General features: G+C 67.3%; 5 protein-coding genes and 2 pseudogenes. 6 read left to right on the top strand and 1 reads right to left on the bottom strand.

Translation table 11 applies throughout. The annotated features are described in order from the left end of the window. Positions 1–64 precede the first annotated feature (64 nt). Positions 65–1,561 (top strand): annotated as a pseudogene (locus tag V1Y59_RS23705) (condensation domain-containing protein); the annotation flags it as partial. Between the two features lie 384 nt (positions 1,562–1,945). Here the strand turns inward: V1Y59_RS23705 and V1Y59_RS19875 are convergent. Further along, positions 1,946–2,113 carry a hypothetical protein gene (locus V1Y59_RS19875; protein WP_330506851.1) on the bottom strand — a complete coding sequence of 56 codons (168 nt, stop codon included), beginning with the start codon at positions 2,111–2,113 and terminating at the stop codon, positions 1,946–1,948. Here V1Y59_RS19875 and V1Y59_RS23700 point away from each other — a divergent pair. From V1Y59_RS23700 to V1Y59_RS19855, 5 genes and pseudogenes are all read left to right on the top strand, one after another. Continuing rightward, positions 2,114–2,344: pseudogene (locus V1Y59_RS23700) on the top strand (phosphopantetheine-binding protein); the annotation flags it as partial. A gap of 54 nt (positions 2,345–2,398) precedes the next feature. Beyond that, positions 2,399–14,422, top strand: coding sequence for an amino acid adenylation domain-containing protein (locus tag V1Y59_RS19870; protein WP_431309240.1), 12,024 nt, complete (start codon positions 2,399–2,401; stop codon positions 14,420–14,422). Then, positions 14,419–14,955 (top strand): arsenate reductase/protein-tyrosine-phosphatase family protein, encoded by a 537-nt coding sequence (locus V1Y59_RS19865; protein WP_330506778.1) that lies wholly within the window; start codon positions 14,419–14,421, stop codon positions 14,953–14,955. Before V1Y59_RS19870 ends, V1Y59_RS19865 begins: the two co-directional genes overlap by 4 nt. Next, complete coding sequence (locus V1Y59_RS19860) at positions 14,952–16,712, top strand: DUF4012 domain-containing protein (RefSeq protein ID WP_330506777.1); 1,761 nt, start codon at positions 14,952–14,954, stop codon at positions 16,710–16,712. The genes V1Y59_RS19865 and V1Y59_RS19860 overlap by 4 nt, the downstream gene beginning before the upstream one ends. 80 nt (positions 16,713–16,792) lie before the next feature. Next, a complete protein-coding gene (locus tag V1Y59_RS19855; protein WP_330506776.1) occupies positions 16,793–18,178 on the top strand; it encodes an alpha/beta hydrolase in 1,386 nt (461 codons plus the stop codon). The last annotated feature ends 273 nt before the right edge of the window (positions 18,179–18,451 follow it).

The raw sequence follows: 18,451 nt of genomic DNA, 5'->3' as shown, positions 1-18,451 counted from the left end.
TAGAGCCTCAAATGCTATTCGGTGGGTGGTCTTGTTTTGTACTGCGCCGCGCGAGTCCGCCGCGATGCAGAGGTTCTTGCGCTCCGTTTGTCGGAGCTGGCATGCGGAGTGCTGTCCCGGCAGTTTCGGTGGAGTTCATTGTCGACATCGCCGCCGGCGCTCTTTGCGAGTGCAGTGCAAACGCATTTCCGAAGGCAAACGGCCCTGGCGCCCTGACCACGCTTCGATTCCGACAAGAGCGACGGTTGAGCAGTGGTTTCGTCGGTGGTTGGGCCGTGTACTGGAAGGTGCACGGCGCGTGACTGGCGAAGCGATTGCGTTTTCGCCGAACCTTGCCCAGGTGGCCCTGTGGGACGCGCAACGCGGCCAGCCAGCTGTTTCCCTGAACATCGCGCAGTGTACCGAACTCGATGGACCGATTGAAGTCGGGGTGTTCTTGAGCGCGGTGGGGAATTGTGTCCGTGCGCTGAGGGCTTTCCAGGTCACTTTTCACGCCGACGGAGGAGATCTTACTGGTATCCATGATGCATCTCTGTCGAGCGAACCGGTGTACGTCGACCTACGCGGAGAGGACGACGCCGATGCGGTCGCTCGTGGCATGATGGTGGCCGATTATGCTCGCCCTGTTGATCCGTTGGTGGACAGGCTCACTGTCGGCTACCTGTATCGCGTCGCAGATGAGCGGTTCCTTTTTTACATCCGCACGCACCATCTGACCGCAGATGGTTTCTCGGCAAAGGCCTGCACGATTTCGGCACTTGCCGCTTACGACGCGACGATTTCCGGGCGTGAGGTTCCCACGGTCCGGGCCGTAGACTTCGATGCCGCGTATCGCGCGGACCTCGATTACAAAGGTTCTTCCCGCTACGTCGCAGACGGCAATTACTGGCGTCGGACTCTAACTGGCCTCCCGCTTCCCTCGACTCTTGCCCGGCGGAATGGACCTCCGACAGCGATTGCGGAACACGTCGCTGAGCCGATACCCACTGCCACAATGGATGTACTCCGGGATGCCGCCGAGCACCATTCGACCTCGCTGCCGGTAGTTGTCGCAACGGCCGTGGCCGCCTATCTGGGGCGCGCGACTGCCAGTGGCGACGTCGTGTTCAATCTTCCAGTTGCCGCCCGCACTACTGCACACCTGCGCAACACTCCATTTCCCGTTTCTAACATCGTGCCCCTTCGATTCCGGATTGGATCAAGAATCGCTGTTCGTACTTTCCTTCGCGACGTCCAGACTGCCCTAATGGGGGCGTTGCGCCACCAGCGATATCGGTACGACGACATCCTGGCCGACCTCACCCGCGCTGGCGAGGTCACTCCCGCAGGCCAGCGTGGCATGTCCACGATCATGCTTAACCTGATGCTGTTCGACCGCGAATTTCGCTGTGGCGAAGCGCGTGCCACCTTCCATGTCCTCACTACCAGCCCGGTGGACGACCTGTCGATCAATCTCTATCCCGGAGCCGGAGGAACCGGCAGGCTCGTACTCGACCTGGAAGCAAACCCAAACCGGTACGACGGCGCGGAGATCGCCGCGCACCATCGCCAGCTGTTAGCGATGCTGGACGCGGTGGCACACGCATTGCTTGAACGCCCTGACTCGAAGATCGATGACGTTCCGCTTGTCATTCCCGATACGTTGACTGCGCAGATGCAGCACCAGACTGAACTTCTTGACCGACGCCATCGACCTGTGCCGCCAGGCGTGATCGGGGAGATCTTTTGGGAAGGGGTGCCCACCCGTCAGCTCGCCTACATCGACCCCTCCACGGACGAGCTGTGCGCGCACGCCCATTTGGACAACGAGTTCGTCCTTCGGGGTGTCCGAGTGCAGCCCGAAGTGATAGAGCGCGCCGCTGCCGAAATCGGTGGTGTGGAAACGGCTGTTGCCGTCCCATTCACCGGAGCAGACGGCGACTGTATCGACCTCGCGGTGAGTATCTCACGAGATTCCGATGACGCGTCGGCCGTAGTGGCTGCTGTCCGCGTGCACCTCACCACATACCTGCCCGCGGTGCTGTGGCCTCGACGCATCGTTGTTCTCGACACCCTGCCGTTCGACACCACCGGCCAGCCGGACCGCGATGCGATAGCCGTTGCGATCGCGCACATGGCAACGGCCCTGACACTAGACGCGCAGCCACGGAACGAGATCGAACGCGCCATCGCGTCGGCCATAGCGGATCTCACTGGTGTCGACAGTCCGTCCTTGGACACTTGTCTCAACGAGTTCGGCGCTACTTCCCTCATCCTGATGCAGGTTGCCGCCCGCGCGGGCGGAGACCTCAACATATCGTTTCCGCTTGACATCCTCACGCCCACCACCACTATCAGCGACCTCGCGGCCCTTATCGCGCAACGTGAACCGGGCCTGCGCGTCGAGCGCAGGAGTTCGGTGACCTATCGGCCCACTCGCGCGCAGCACGAAATCTGGCTCCTAAACCGCGGCGACCGTCACGCAATCGTCAATCACTTGCCTGTCCACCTGAGCCTTGGCGGCGGAGTTACCGAGGACGCGGTCCGGGCCGGATTGATCGACATTGCCGCACGACAACAGGCACTGAGCACAGTGCACCTAGACGAGCGCGGTACACCGATGCCCATCGTCCGCTCAGTCGCCGACCCGGTAGGTGCTACGCCGATCACCATCGCCACGCTTGATTCCGAAGGCATCAACCGAGCCGTCACCACCCCGTTCGACCTCACAGTCGACGTGCCGTGGCGGGCGGTCCTGGACACATCCGGCGACAATCTAGACCTCGTGCTCGTTGCTCACCACATCGCGATCGACGAATGGTCATTACCCATCGTCCTCGCCGACTTCGCGTTCGCAGTCCAGGCGAGACAATCCGGTGTTGAGCCCACTTGGCCATCTGACGCCACCGGTTTCAGTTCGGTCCTCGCGGCGCGCGAGAACGTCGCGCCTTCCGGCATCTACTGGACACGCAAGCTCCGCCGAGCACCTGAGCACATGGCGCTGCCGGCGCCAGCGACCACCCAATCCACCGGCCTCACCGGCGGACCCGCCGTCTACCTGCAACTCACCATCAGCAGCGACCTCCGTCGGCGCGCAACGGAAGTGGCGCGGTCGGCCGGTACCACCCTGAACACACTTCTCAGCCTGGCTCTGGCTGCCACGCTCTGTGACTACACCGACACCGACGACGTCGTGCTGTCTGTGCCTTTCGCCGGCCGCGAAACCAGTGACGAACTGCAGACCGTCGGCATGTTCGTCCAGACTGCGCCGCTCCGCATCACCGGCGTCCGCGAGCTGGCGGTCAGCGAAGCGCTGACCCGAGTGGCCAAAGACATCAACGACGCCCGCCGCCACGCCGCAACCGCACCAGCTGGGTTGGCCGACGTCATCTTCGCATATCACGCCGGACAACCAGACCTCACCGCGACCGGTGTCATCGTCGACTACGAAGTACTGCCCACCTATCAGGCGCGCACCGCACTCGAGTTCAGCGTCGTCGACAACGAGTCCGAACTCGAGGTCACTGTCACCGTCGCCGAGAAGCACGTCGATGTGGTTGCGGCGGAACATATTCTCGACCTGTTCATCGCCACCATTGATGGCCTCGTGGCTGGTGGCGGGGATGCGCTGGTGTCGGAGAGTGTCCCGGTGCCGGAGCTGCCGGCTCCCACGGACCGACGCACGGTGGTGGTCGATCCGATCGAGGCGCTGGTGGCACACGCTGAGGCGCGGCCTCATGCGGGTGCCCTGGTCTCTGGTGAGGATCGTCTGACGTATCAGCAGCTGGTGACGCGTGCTCGGGATCTGGCAGATCGGCTGCGGGAGAGCGGTGTGCGGCCGGGGGATCGGGTGGCGCTGCTTCTGCCGGGCGGGACCAACGCCGTGGTCGCGATGGTCGCGTCGTTGATGGCCGATGCGGTGTATGTGCCGATCGATCCGGAGTATCCGCAGGCGCGGATCGACCTGATTGTCGAGGCGACGCAGCCGGTTGTGGTCGTGCATCCCAGGCTGGGACTGTCGGTGGGTGCGGGCCGCGATGTGGCCGAACCGATTCCGGGTGCGGCGTACATCATCCACACGTCCGGGTCGACGGGTGTGCCCAAGGGTGTGGTGGTCACGCGGTCGAACGTCGCGGCGATGCTGGGTGCGGCGATGGATGAGGTGGATGCCGGTCCCGACGATGTGTGGAGTTGGGTGCACTCGTATGCGTTCGACTTTTCCGTGTGGGAGATCTTCGGGGCGTTGGCGTCGGGTGGATGTGTGGTCGCGGTGGATCGGGCGACGGCGCGTGATCCGCGGAGGCTGGCGGCGACGCTGGATCGGCATGGGGTGACGATTCTGTCGCAGACACCGACGGCGTTCTCGGCGTTGACCGATCCGGCGGTCGTGGGTGCTGGGGTGCTGTCGTCGGTGCGGGCGGTCGTATTTGGTGGGGAGGCGTTGGAGCCGAAAGGGTTGCGGGGGTTTGTGGAGGGGCGGGGTCTTCGTGACTACGAGGGGGGTGCGGTTGGACGGGAGGGTTCGGCTGGTTTCGATACGCCCTCGGCTAGCGCCTCGGGCTACTCAACCGGCGAAGGGGGTGGGGAGACCCTTCGTGACGCGCCCTCGCAAGCTCGGTCGCTCCTCAGGGATCAGGTGAGTGACGCGCCCTCGCAAGCTCGGTCGCTCCTCAGGGATCAGGGGGGTGAGGGCGGTTTCGATACGCCCTCGGCTAGCGCCTCGGGCTACTCAACCGGCGGACGGGGTGGCTCGGACTACTCAACCGGCGGTAGCTCGGGGCTGCGGCTGATCAACATGTATGGGATCACCGAGACGACGGTGCATCTCACGGCGTGCGACGTGGACCTCGACGACGAGCGCAGCATCATCGGCGCACCGCTCGACGGGGTGGGGTGGGCGATCCTCGACTCGCGGATGCGCCCGGTGCCGCCGGGGGCGGCTGGGGACCTGTATGTGGCGGGTGATCAGGTGTCGATGGGGTACCTGAATGCGCCGGCACTCACGGCCACCCGGTTCGTGGCCGACCCGCTCGGTGGCGGACGTCGGATGTACCGCACCGGGGACCGGGTACGGGAGGTGGCGCCGAACCGGCTGGCCTACCTGGGCCGCGACGACGACCAGGTGCAGATCCGCGGATACCGCATCGAACTCGGCGAGATCGCCGGCGTCCTGCGCGCGATACCCGGAGTCGGGAACGCCCGTGTCCTCGTCGACCCGGGACAGAACGCCGGCGACGAACGGCTCATCGCGTTCATCACCGAAGACGGCTTCGCCGACCGCGCCGACGTCGCCGCGCTGAACGAAACCATGATGCTCGCCGCATGCTCGGCCCGGCTGCCGGCGTACGCGGTGCCGGCGCGCGCGATCATCGTCGACGGCTTCCCGCGCACCCAGACGGGCAAACTCGACCGCGACAAACTGCTTGCCGAACTACGGGAATCGACCACGCCGGCGCGGCCGCTGACGCCGACCGAGGAGATCGTCGCCGCAGCGATGCGGACAGTGATCGGCGACGACTCCGTCGACCTCACACCCGAGAGCAACTTCTTCGCCACCGGCGGAACGTCGTTGTCGGCGGCGCGACTGGCTGCCGCGCTCGCCGCGGACGGGCACCCGGTCGCGGTGCCCGACGTGTTCGACCGCCCCACCGTCGCAGGCCTCGCCGAACTTCTGACCGGAGCGACCGAGGTCGCGATGCCGGAGCTGGGGGAGCGTCGCGTTGAACCGGAGCATTTGCCGCTCACCCCCGAGCAACTCGACGTGTGGCTGCGGTGGCGCACCCAACCCGAGTTCACCGGCTACCTGATGCACGTGGCGCTGCCCGTCGAGGCTCCTGTTGCGCAGGTCCGTGACGCGGTTGCCGCTCTGGTTGGGCGGCACGACGCGCTGCGCACCAGCTTCCCCGTCCACGACGGATCGCCGTTCCAATACCGCTGGAGCGATGACGAACTCGCCGTCTTCGTGCGTGGGCAGCTGGATGCCGACGTGGATTCTGCGCTCGACGTGTCGGACGTACTTGCAACGCTGCTCCGCCCGATTGACCTCGGCGAGACGTTGCCGTGGCGGGTGCGGGTGATCGAACGTGAGGGGCAGACGTGGCTGCTGATCGTCGGGCACCACATCGCCACCGATGGCGAATCGTTCCCGATCCTCCTGGACGAGCTATCTGCGGAACTCGACGGCCGGACCGACAGTGCCGAGGACCGGGTCGACTATCGGCAGTACGGACTGTGGCGCGACGACGTGGTGCGGGCGCGGCGCGACGAACTCGTGGCGCACTGGTCGTCGGCGTTCGGTGAGCCGGTCAGCCCGCTGCGGTTGCCGGAAGTCAATCTGCAGGCGGCTGCGGATGTGACGTCGGCGGATGTCTCGGTGGTGCAGGCGCACGGGGAGCTCGACGACTCGGTAACCGGTGCGCTCGACGCGTTGGCGGTGGAGCGCAAGTCCACGGCGTTCATCGTCGTCCACACGGCGTTGGCGGCAGTGCTTGCGCGGCAGGCGGATACATCGGTCGTCACGATCGGGACCGCGGTGTCCGGGCGGTTGGATGCGCGGTTGGCTCGGGTGCCTGGGTTGTTTGCGCGGGCGGTGCCGTTGCATACGGCGATTGATCTTGAGGTGCCGTTTGGGGAGTTGCTGTCGCGGGTCACTGAGGTGGATCTGGGGGCGTTTGCGCATGCTGATCTGCCGTTGACGGAGATTGCGGAGATCGCTGATCCGGGACGAGCGGGGGCGGGGACGCCGTTGTTCGAGGTGTCGTTGGGGGTGGTGCCGGATGAGGTTGCTGCTTGGGTTGGGGGTTCTGGTTCTGGTTCTGAGGTTTCGATACGCCCTCGGCTGGCGCCTCGGGCTACTCAACCAGCGGAAGGAGATGTGGCTCGGGCTGCTGACCCGGCGGGGGAAGGTGGTCACGGGGTTTCGATACGCCCTCGGCTAGCGCCTCGGGCTACTCAACCGGCGGGGGGAGAGGCGGCCCTTCGTGACGCGCACTCGCAAGCTCGCGCGCTCCTCAGGGACCGGGTGGCGGATCTGCCGCTGTTTGGGATTGATGTGGCCATGTACCGGGTTGATGGGCGGCTGCAGATCTCGATGACGTGCACCGATCGCGTCGCGGACGCCGAACGGCTTGATGCGCTGTGCCGGCTCGTCGTCGACACGGTCGGGCGGGCGGTGACGGAAGCCGACCGACCGACAGCTGCGCTGCTTGCCGGAACCACCGAGGTGGCACGGCCGGCGCCGCCGGCGGAGACTCTCGCGGAACTGTTGGGTGCAGGACTGGCCGACGCACCGGATGGGGTGGCGGTCGTCGAGGACGGCGGCGTACTCACCAACGCCGATCTGGATCGGATGTCGACGGCGATTGCTCGGCAACTGATCGCGGCTCGTATCGGCCCTAGAGATGTTGTGGTGCAGCACCTCCCGCGCTCCGTCTGGGGTGTAATCGCGACGCTGGCGGTGGCACGAGCGGGCGCGGCGTTCGTCAATGTCGATCCGGCCGATCCGGCCGAGCGTCGTCGCTCGCTGATCGATCGGGCGCGGCCGGCGGCGATTCTGGCGCTCGATGAGCACGCGCTGCCGTCTATCGACGCGTCGATCCCGGTGCTCCGCGTCGACCAGCTCGATACCGACGTCTCGGAGCCTTTCGGCCCGGCCGAGCGGGTGCGTCCGCTGCGCGTCGACGACGCCGCCTACATCACGTTCACCTCCGGCACCACCGGCACACCGAAGGGTGTGGTGGTCACCCATCGCGGAATCGCCGGCTGGGCCCGCGACACCGCGCAACGCCTGCAGATCACCGCCGCGGACCGCGTCCTGCACACCTATGCAGTCGGATTCGACGCCCAACTCATGGGCCTGGTGCCCGCCCGCCTCGCCGGCGCGAGCATCGTCATCTGCCCGCCGACCGTCATCGCCGCCGACGAACTCTGCGACACCATCACCGACCACGCCGTCACCATGCTGTTCACCACCCCGTCGGTGCTCGCCACCCTGCACCCGGGCGAACTCCCCGACGTCCGCCACATCGCCGTCGGCGGCGAAGCACTCAGCGGCGGCCTCGTCCGCGACTGGACCGCCGTCGCAGCGGTCAGCAACGAGTACGGCCCCACCGAAGCAACCGTCGCCGTGACCAGCGCCCGATTCACCGAACCCGGACCGGTCACCATCGGCACACCCCTGGCGGGCGTCGTCGCGCACGTCCTCGACGCCCAGTTGCGGCCGGTGCCCTTGCACACTGTTGGCGAACTCTACGTCTCCGGCGCATGCCTAGCACAGGGCTACCTTGGTGAATCCGGGCGGACCGCAATCGCATTCGTCGCCGACCCGTTCGGCACCGGCGAGCGGATGTACCGCACCGGCGATCTCGTGCATCGCCGGCCCGACGGCACCCTCGTCATCCACGGCCGCACCGACGACCAGGTCAAGATCCGTGGCATCCGACTCGAACCGTCCGAGATCGACGTCGCCCTGACCCGGCTGCCCGAGGTCGCCACCGCCGTCACCGCCACCCGCGCCACTCAGAGTGGCGAGAAAGTGCTGGTGTCCTGGGTGGTGCCGGAGCCGGGCCGTACTGTGGTGGCCGACGACCTGCGCGAGGCACTCTCGCATGTTCTGCCGCGCAGCATCATTCCGGTGTCGTTCGTCGAGGTCGAGGCGCTGCCGATCGGACGCAACGGCAAGGTCGACCTCGCGCAGCTCCCCGAGCCGGACATCACCGGCCGCGACACCACCGCCGGTGACGAGCCGCTGACCACCGCCACCGAACACCTCGTCGCCGAGGCATGGGCCGACGTGCTCGAGACGAATCTCGACAGCTTTGGCGCGACCACCGACTTCTTCACCGCGGGCGGGACGTCGCTGTCGGCGACGCGGGCCACCGCGCGACTCACCGCAGCGTGCGGTGTCGACGTGCCGGTGCGGGTGCTGTTCGAGGCGCGCACCGTCAGTGGCGTTGCCGACCGCATCGACGAACTGCGCGGCGCCGACAGCGGACCCGCACCGGCGCCGTTGCCGATCCCGGCGCACCTGCCGCTGGCACACCCGCAGCGCCGCATGTGGATTCACCACCACTACGCGCCCACCTCCACCGCCTATCACGTGCCGGTGGTGATCCGCATCGACGGCGACATCGACCTCGCCCGACTGCAGCACGCCGTCGACGCCGTCGTAGACACCCACGCCGTCCTGCGCACCACCTACCCGGACGGACCCGCGGGACCGGTGCAACGCATCGTCGACCGGACCGGGCCGCTGCTGGGACACGAGACCGTCGACGCCGGGGCGATTCGTCCGGCAATCGAGACGTTCCTGTCGACACCGTTCGACCTGGAACACGAGCCGGGGTTCCGTGCCCGCGTCTTCGACGCCGAGGATGCCCGCTATTTCGTTGCGGCGCTGCATCACATCGCCATCGACGGCTGGTCGATGCGCATACTGCTGGCGGATCTGCTGCGCGCCTACCAGGGTGAAGCGCTGGAAACTGCGTTGAGCTACGCCGACTTCACCCAGTGGCAGATGCAGCGCCTCGGTGGGCCGGACGACCCGACCAGCCGCTATACCCGCGAACTCGACCACTGGCTCGGTGTGCTCGACGGCGCCGGTGAGCCGGTCCGTCTGCCCGGGTGTTCTGACGTCGAGGGGGATGCCGGGCGAGTGTCGGCGCGGATGGAGCGCAATGTCGCCGAGGGGCTGCGGCAGACGGCGGACCGCTTGTCGGCGACGGTGTTCCACCTGGCCCACGCTGCGTTGGCGGATCTGATCGGGCAGTGGACGGGACGGTGGGATGTGGTCGTCGGTGTGCCGGTCCACGGCCGCAGCAATCCCGCGTGGGAGTCGGTGGTCGGCATGTTCGTCAACACCGTCGCCCTGCGCACAAGGTTGGCCGCGGGTGAGGCGATCGGCACGGTCGTCGAGCAGGTGCGCGACGTCGCGCTTGACGCCGCCGACCACGCCGAGGTGCCGTACGACGCCGTTGCGCGTGCGGTGCGGCCGAATGCGCATGCCGGCTACGACTCGCTCATCTCCGTGCTGCTCGTCAACGAGGACGTGCTGCCGACCGTGACCGGGGATGCGCTCGGCGCCAACGCGTGGCAGGCGAGCGTGGTGGAGGAGGCGATCGCCACCGTCGACGCCAAGTTCGACATCGAGGTCGTGCTTGCTGAGGACGACGGCGAACTGGTTGTCACCGTGGTGCATTCCGGATATGTGCCGGGTGAGGTGGCGCAGGCATTCCTGGGGGACTTCGTGACATTGTTCGCGGCGGCCGCGGGGGATGTGGCGGTTTCGTTCCCCGAGGTTCGTGCGGGCACTGTGGTCGGGTCCGAGGCCGCTGGTGTGGTGGCGCCTGTTGCGGCGTCGACGGATACGGAGCTGGTGCGGCAGGTCGCGGGTGTGATGGCCGAGGTGCTCGACGTGCCGGTGGCCGACATCGGAGTTCGCGACGACTTCTTCACCATCGGTGGGACATCGTTGTCGGCGACGCGGGTGACGTCGACGCTCGGGCGTGAACTCGGGGTGCGGGTGCCGACGCGGGTGTTGTTCGAGAATCCGTCGGCGGAGGAGTTGGCGGGGGCCCTTCGTGACGCTCGGCTAGCGCCTCGCTCCTCAGGGAGCGGTGATGACGTCGGTGCTGCAGGTTCCTCAGGGACCTTTGAACTCGCGCCGACACAGCGGCGCATGTGGGTGAACGCGCAACTGTTGGGGGAGACACCGATCTACGGGGTCCCGGTAGTAGTGGCTGTCCCCGACGGCGCGACCGCGGACACGGTCATCGGTGCGGTGAACGAGATTGTGGACCGCCACACCGCGCTACGGACGCAGGTCCTGTCCACTGCCGACGGGCCGCGCCAGCAGGTCATCGAGGGCTGGCGACCGGAGATCCGCCGAATCTCGGCGGAGACGCTGGCCGATAGCGCGGCCGAGTTCACCGAACCGTTCGACCTCGAGGCCGCACCACCTGTGCGGGCATGGGTGATGGAGTCCGATGGTGCGCCGGTCGCGGTGGTCATCGTCGCGCACCACATCGTCCTCGACGGCGAATCGGCCGACATACTCGCCGACGAACTCACCGTCCTCATGGCGGGCATGGAACTCAACCCGCCACACACCGGATTCGACGACGTCGCGGCAAGGCTTGCTGCCGAGGATGAGGAGTCGCGCGAGGAGAATCTGCAGTTCTGGGCGGATGCGCTTGACGGTTACAGCGGGCAGCTCGAACTGGTCGCGGACCGGCCTGCAGCGCGTGATCTGCGAACGGCGACTGTGGAATTCGACCTCGATGGGGGGGTGTCGGCGGCGGTCGCGGAGGCTGCTGAGCGGGAGCATGCGAGCGAGTTCCATGTGCTCCATGCGGGACTGGCTCTGGCGCTTGGGGTTCAGGGCGGCACGGATGACGTCGCACTCGCGACGCCCGTGTCGATGCGGCGCGACGCGGGGACAGCGGGCACGGTCGGGATGCTCACCTCGACCGTCGTGCTGCGCACTAGGCTCGACGCGGCTTCTTGTGTGGACGAACTGATTCGGCAGGTGCGGGATGCAGACCTGGCGGCCATCGACCACGGGTTGATCGCGTTCGACGATGTGGTGGCGCTGGTCGATCCGCCGCGCGAAGCCGGTCGGCATCCGCTGGTGCAGGTCGCGTTCTCGATGGCCTTCGGTGCGGCCGCGTCCTGGGAGGGGATGGCCGGCGGGTTGCTCGAAGAGTGGAGTGAGTTCGATCTGCACGTCGTCGCGGTTGAGCACGAGGGCCGGTGGCGGTTACGGCTGGAGTACGCGCGTGGGTTGTTTGATGATGAGGCGATTGCTGCGATCGGGCAAAGGGTTGTGGCGGGTGTTGTTGCGGTGGTTGGGGATTCGTCGGTGCGGGTTTCGTCGGTGGGGCTGCTTGACGTGCACGAGTTGGGGTTCTTGGGGCGGGTTGGGCGGTCTCGATACGCTTCCTCGCCTAGCGGCTCGGAGGCTACTCGACCGGCGGTGGGTGCGGAGGGGGACTCGCGTTTCGTTGGTCGAGTAGACCGAGGCGCTAGCCGAGGTCGTATCGAGACCTCGGAGGGTGGGGTTGCGGGGTCTCGATACGCTTCCTCGCCTAGCGGCTCGGAAGCTACTCGACCAGCGGGGGGTGGCGACTCGGAGGCTCGACCAGCTGCGGGGGCGCCGCTTCTCGGGGATCTGCTTGCGACGGCGGTCGCGACGTATCCGGACAATGTTGCTCTCGATGACGGGACTCGAAGGCTCACGTACCGCGAGTTCGATGGCTGGGTGTCGGTCGCGGCGCGGGCGCTGCGGGCCAGGGGGCTCGGGCGCGGGGATGTGGTGGCGGTCGCGATCCCGCGGTCCATCGAATCGGTGGTGGCGCTGTGGGCGGTCACGCGGATCGGCGCGACCTGCGTGCCCGTCGACGTCACCTATCCGGCCGCGCGGCTGGACCGGGTCGTCGAGGTCACCGGCGCCGCAGTCATCGGTCCGGAGGACGTACCGGCTCAGCCAACCGAAGACGTTGTGTCCGGACCACTCACCCGCGTCTCCCCGGATGAACTCGCCTACGTGATCACCACGTCGGGAACCACCGGCACCCCGAACGTGGTCGGTGTGCCGCATCGCGGCGTGCATCGGGTTGCGGAACTCGGCGACGTGGTCGGAACCGACCGCGTCGGCATGGCCATCAGCCCAGGGTTCGACGCCACCTTCCACGACATGCTGCTGCCCCTCGCCGCCGGCGCGACCCTCGTCGTGGTGCCCGCCGAGATCGCCGGTGGCCGCGACCTCACCGACTTCCTTCGCACACAACGGGTCAGCGTCTTCACCGCCACCCCGTCGGTGATGCGCACCCTCACCCCCGCCGACCTCACGGCACTGCGCGCGGTGTACATCGGCGGCGAGGCGCTCACCACCGACCTCGCCGACACCTGGGCCAGCGCCGCGCAGGTCATCAACATCTACGGCCCCACCGAAACCACCGTCACCGTCTCCACCAGCCGGTACGTGCCCGGTGACCGCATCCGCATCGGACGTCCACGACCAGGCATCGGCGCCGTCCTGCTCGACCGGCAGTTGCGGCCCACCCCTCCCGGTGTCGTCGGCGAGCTCTACATCGCGGGAACCGGTGTGGCACGCGGATATCTGGGCGATGCGGCGCTGACCGCGTCGCGGTTCGTAGCCGGGCCGGACGGTGAGCGGCTCTACCGCACGGGTGACCTGATGCGCTGGGACGTCACCACCGAAGAACTCGTCTACGTCGGACGCGCCGACCGGCAGATCAAGGTCCGCGGCCAGCGCGTCGAACCCGCCGAGATTGACGCCGTGCTGGTGGCCGCGGGCGCCACCCGCGCCGCGACCGTCCTGCGCGACAGCCCCGCCGGGCCCGCGCTGGTGTCCTACGTCGTCGCGCCCGACGTACCCGCCGACCAGCTGTGGGCGCACTGCCGCCGCACTCTGCCGCGGCACATGGTGCCCAGCCGCATCGTCCCCATCCCGGAGCTACCACTGTCCGGGGCGGGGAAGCTCGACGCGAAACGACTTCCGGAACCGGAATGGTCGACGTCGCAACGCACCCCCGACGACGCCGTCGAACAAGCCATCATCGACGCCTTCGCCGAGGTGCTGGGCGTCGACGTCGGCATGGACGACGAATTCTTCGCCGCCGGCGGCAACTCCCTCGCCTTACTGTCTCTGCGGGACGCATTGAAGCGCAACGGTATCGAGGTGTCAGCGGCGGAACTGTTCACCCACCCGACGCCCGCCGAGATCGCACACCTGCACCGGTCGCCGGAACGCGGCAACGACCGCGTCGTTCGGCTGTCGGCATCCACCGACGGATCACCCGTCTGGTGCGTGCACACCGCCGCCGGCATCGTCGAACAGTTCCGGCCCCTCGCCGATGCGCTGTCCGCGCCGGTGTTCGGTCTGCAGCTGCCCGAGCTGATCGACCCTGCGCGGCAGATGCCGGAGACTCTGCCCGAGCTGGTGGCACGGCACGTCGCGGCGATGCGAGACGTGCAGGCGAACGGCCCGTACCGGCTCGTCGGCTGGTCGCTGGGCGGGCTCATCGCGCACGAGATCGCCCGCCAACTCGTCGACGCCGACGAGGAGGTCACCCAGCTGGTGTTGCTCGACCCGCGCACGCCGGCGGATCTCTGCGACGTGCCCGACGACGAACTACGGGCCGCTCATCCACTGCGGGCACTCGCCGAGCAGCGTGACCCAGAGGCGGTGCGGCGCTTCGACGAACGTTCGGCGACGATGGTGCAAGCCGCGCGTGACCATGCGCTTGCACCGGTCGCCGCCGGCCGCACCCTGTATGTCGCCGCGTCCGACAACCCCGACCCCGACGCGTGGGGACGCGCAGCCGGACCGGTCCGTGTGGTGGCCGGCAACTCGACCCACGCCGACCTCGGCGAACCCGACACACTCAGACGCATCGCGCAACTACTCGAGGAGGAGCTGTGAGCGCACCAGCCGACAAGCCCGCATCGGTGCTGTTCATCTGCACCGGCAACATCTGCCGGTCGCCGATGGGGGAGGCGATCCTGCGCGGCCAGGTCGAGAAGGCCGAGCTCGACGTGGCGTCGGCCAGTGCCGGCGTCGGCGCGATGAACGGGCACGAGATGCACCGCCACGCCGTCGAAGTCCTCCGTGAACACGACTATGACCCCGCCGACTTCCACTCCCGCTACCTGCGGCCGCCGATCCTGCAGGACGCCGACCTGGTGCTGTGCTTCACCCGCGACCATCGGGCCGCCGCGCAACAGCTGCTGCCGGTGCGGTGGAAGCGGATGTTCACGCTCACCGAGTTCGCCGAACTCGCCGACGGCGCGGCCGGTTCGCTCGACGACATCATCGCGAATCGTTCTCGCATCGACACCAATTCGGCGCACCTCGACATCGCCGACCCCATGGGCCGCCCCAAGGACGACTTCGAGCGGGTCTTCGGTGAGATCGAACCCAAGGTGACCACCATCGTCGACTGGCTGCGCCGATGATCCGCCGCGCCTTCGGCAACCGCATCGTGCAGGTCGTCGCCGTGGTGCTCCTGCTGCTGATTGCCGCGCTGTGCTGGCTGGCGTTCTCGGCGTTCAAGGTGCGTGGCGACCTAGAGGATGCCCGCGCGGACGCCTCCGACGCGCGGCAACTCGCGCTCGACGGCGACCAGGACCGCGCGACGCAAGCCGCCGACGCTGCATCGGACAAGGCGCGCAGCGCATCCGACTGGTCACACGGATTCGTGTGGAGCGCCGCGGCATCCATCCCGTGGCTCGGTGCGCCTCTGGAGTCGGTGCAGCAGATGAGCGACGCCGTCGAGGATCTGGCCACCCAGGTGCTGGTGCCCTCGGCGGAACTCGCATCGGTGCTCAACCCGTCCGAGCTGCGCTCCGGCGACACCGTCGACACCGCGCCACTACGCGAGGCGCAACCCGAATTGGCCGCCGTCGCCGCCACATCGAGCGAGATCGCCGCGCAGGTCGAGACCATCGAACCGAGTTGGCTGGGTGTGGTCGCCGACGCACACACGCAGCTGCAGGAGCAGGTCGACGAAGCGGCCGCCACCCTCAACGGCACCAACGTCGCCGCGCAGCTGGTGCCGTCGATGCTCGGCGGCGAGGGCCCACGTAATTACTTCCTGGCCTTCCAAACACCCTCGGAGGCGCGCGGAACCGGTGGGCTCGTCGGCGGATTCGCCATCATGAACGCGCGCAACGGCCGCGTCACCGTGCCGACACTCGGCGCCAACTCGACCTTCCGCGACCCGGTGCGCCCGCAGATCGACCTCGGTCCGGACTACGACGCGATCTACTCGTCGTACCGGCCGTACACCGACTTCCGCAACAACAACCTCAGCGCCCACTTCCCGGATGCGGCGAAGATCTGGATCGCCAACTGGCAGCGCCAAACCGGGCAGGAACTCGACGGCGCCATGGCGCTCGACCCGATCGCACTGAGCTACGTGCTCGACGTGACCGGGCCGGTTACCCTGCCCAACGGCGAGGAGATCACCGCCGACAACGTCGTGCCGATCACGCTGTCGACGTCGTACGAACGGTTCCGCGGCGACAGCGAGGCCCGCAAGCTCTACCTGCAGGCCATCGCGAAAGCCGTGGTGGATCAGGTCGCGTCGGCCGAAGGCGACACCGGCGACATCCTCGAGGCGCTCGGCCGCGGCGTGCACGAACGCCGCATCATGATCTACAGCACCGACGCCGACGAGCAACGCATCCTGCAGACCACCGCCCTGGGACACCAGATCTCCGACACGTCGTCGCCGTATCTCCAGGTGGCCATCGGCAATGCGGGCGGAAACAAGCTCGACTACTACCTGCGCCGCGACATCAGCTACACCGCCGGCACCTGCGACGGGACGACACGCGAGAGCACCGTGACGGTGAAACTCACCAACACCCTCGACGACCTGACGCTGCCCGACTACGTCCTCGCCCCCAACGGCACCGTCCGCGCCATGCCCAAGGGCACCAACCTCTCCAACGTGGAGATGCTCCTGACGAAAGGTGCTGTGGTGAAACAGATCAGCGTGGACGGGCAGAGCCCGATGCGCGTCGAGTTGCCACTGCACGGGCGGCCCTACGTCTCGACGATGGTGCAGATCCCGCCGGGGGAGACGGTGACCGTCGAGCTGACGCTCGACGAGCCGACGTCGGCGCACGGTGAGGCCGAGGTCCCGATCCAGCCCCTCGTCGACGATCCGACGGTGACCGTCGATGTGCCCGAGTGTGGTGCGGCGTGAGGTCCCGATCGGCGCGTCGGCTGGTGGCCGGCGTTGCGGCCGTGACGAGTTTGGCGATGTTGTCGGGGACTGGGATTGCAATGGCGGTCGACCCGACCACCCTGCGGACCGGCTGCTCCTACACGAACAACTCCGAGCGCGACCGCAACATCCAGACCTGTCGGGTGTGGTCGGAGTCGATGCAGTCCATGGTCGTGGTGAAGGTGCGGCCGTCGAGTCAGCAACCGGGACAACAGGAACAGGCGGTTTACTTCCTGGGTGGGGTCGGTGGCGGCGATGAGGCCGACAGCATCGCCTCGCAGTACAGCGAGCAGTACACGCTGGTGCAGGTGGTCGACGGGTCGAATGCGTGGTCGTCGAACTGGCAGGCGCTGCCCGTCGACGCCGACGGCAACACACTGCCCAACCGCAGCGGCGGTGTGTACGACCCGCAATGGGAGACGTTCATCGGCGAAGAACTGCCCGCCTATCTGGAGCAGGACTTCTCCGTCGAGCAGACCGGCAACGCGATCGTCGGGCTCTCGCTCGGCGGCGGGCAGGCGGTGAACCTGGCGCTCAAGTACCCCGAGGTGTTCAAGGTCGCGCACTCGATCTCCGGCTACTACCAGACCGACAGCGTCTTCGGGTACCTGCTGATCCCGTACATCCTGAGCAACCGCAACGGCATCGCCAATGGCCTCGACGGCATGTGGGGCAATCCCTTTGCGCCCGGCAACCAGTGGGCCGCCAACGACGTCACCCGGCACATCATCGAAGCCCGCGACAACGACCAGATCATCGTCATCTCCGCCGGCACCGGCCTATTGACCGGGCGCGATGAGTTCGACGAACTGATCGGACTTGGCGGCATCGGCGAGGTCGTCTTCGGCAGTCTGCTGGAGACAATGTCGTTCGCGTCGACGCTCGCGCTCAATGGCGTCGCCATCGTCTTCGACCTCCCCGTCCGCTTCAACTACTCCCACGGCGCCCACACCTGGCAGCACTGGAACGCCAACGCCGAAGAAGAAGCGGACATGGTGCAGGATGCGCTCGAGGAGTACGAGCGGCCGGAGCCGGCGACCACCTCGGCTGCGGTGGAGAAGGTTGCGGTGACGTCGGCGCCGTCGGTGGAGCCGTCCCCGTCCGTTGCTCCGACCCCGTCCGCCGTCCCGTCTACGTCGGTCGTTCCGTCCGTTGTCCCGTCGACTGGGCGCGACTTTCCGTCGACTGGGCGCCAAATCCCGTCGAGTGGGCGCGACATTCCGTCGAGTGGGTCCCAGATCCCGTCGACTGAGCCCTCGATTCCGTCCACTGTGCCCTCGGGCTCGTCGACTGTGCCCACCTCGGCACCGGCCGAGTCCACGGATGAACCGACCTCTGCCCCGGAGACTTCGGATGTGCCCGAACCTGAGTCGAGCTCGTCGTCGGCTGGTTCGGAGGGGGAGTCGGGATCGGTGCCTGAGGTGGCGTCGCCGTCGGAAGACTGATGGCGTCGGCGCCACGGTTGCCAAACCTTTTTCAGTATGTGTCCTCAGTCGATGTGATGTGACCACGGACACAGCTGTCGTTTGGCCTCAAGTCGAATACCCGACCGTGTGGAACCGATTGCGACCATGCTGCGTCTAAACTCCTGACCTGAGTTGGACCTCCTTAGTGCCTGGCGTTGATAGCGGCGATGATCGCTTCGGCGTCGTCGTCGAGCGGGGTGCGTGCGGTCAGCGGGTGGCCGTCGATGTCGACGATGACGGTGTGGATGCGGC

It is taken from the genome of Gordonia prachuapensis (assembly GCF_036350515.1).
Taxonomy (GTDB): domain Bacteria; phylum Actinomycetota; class Actinomycetes; order Mycobacteriales; family Mycobacteriaceae; genus Gordonia; species Gordonia prachuapensis.
Note: the sequence above shows the minus strand (reverse complement) of the source record. Positions and strands in the feature narration are given on the sequence as shown.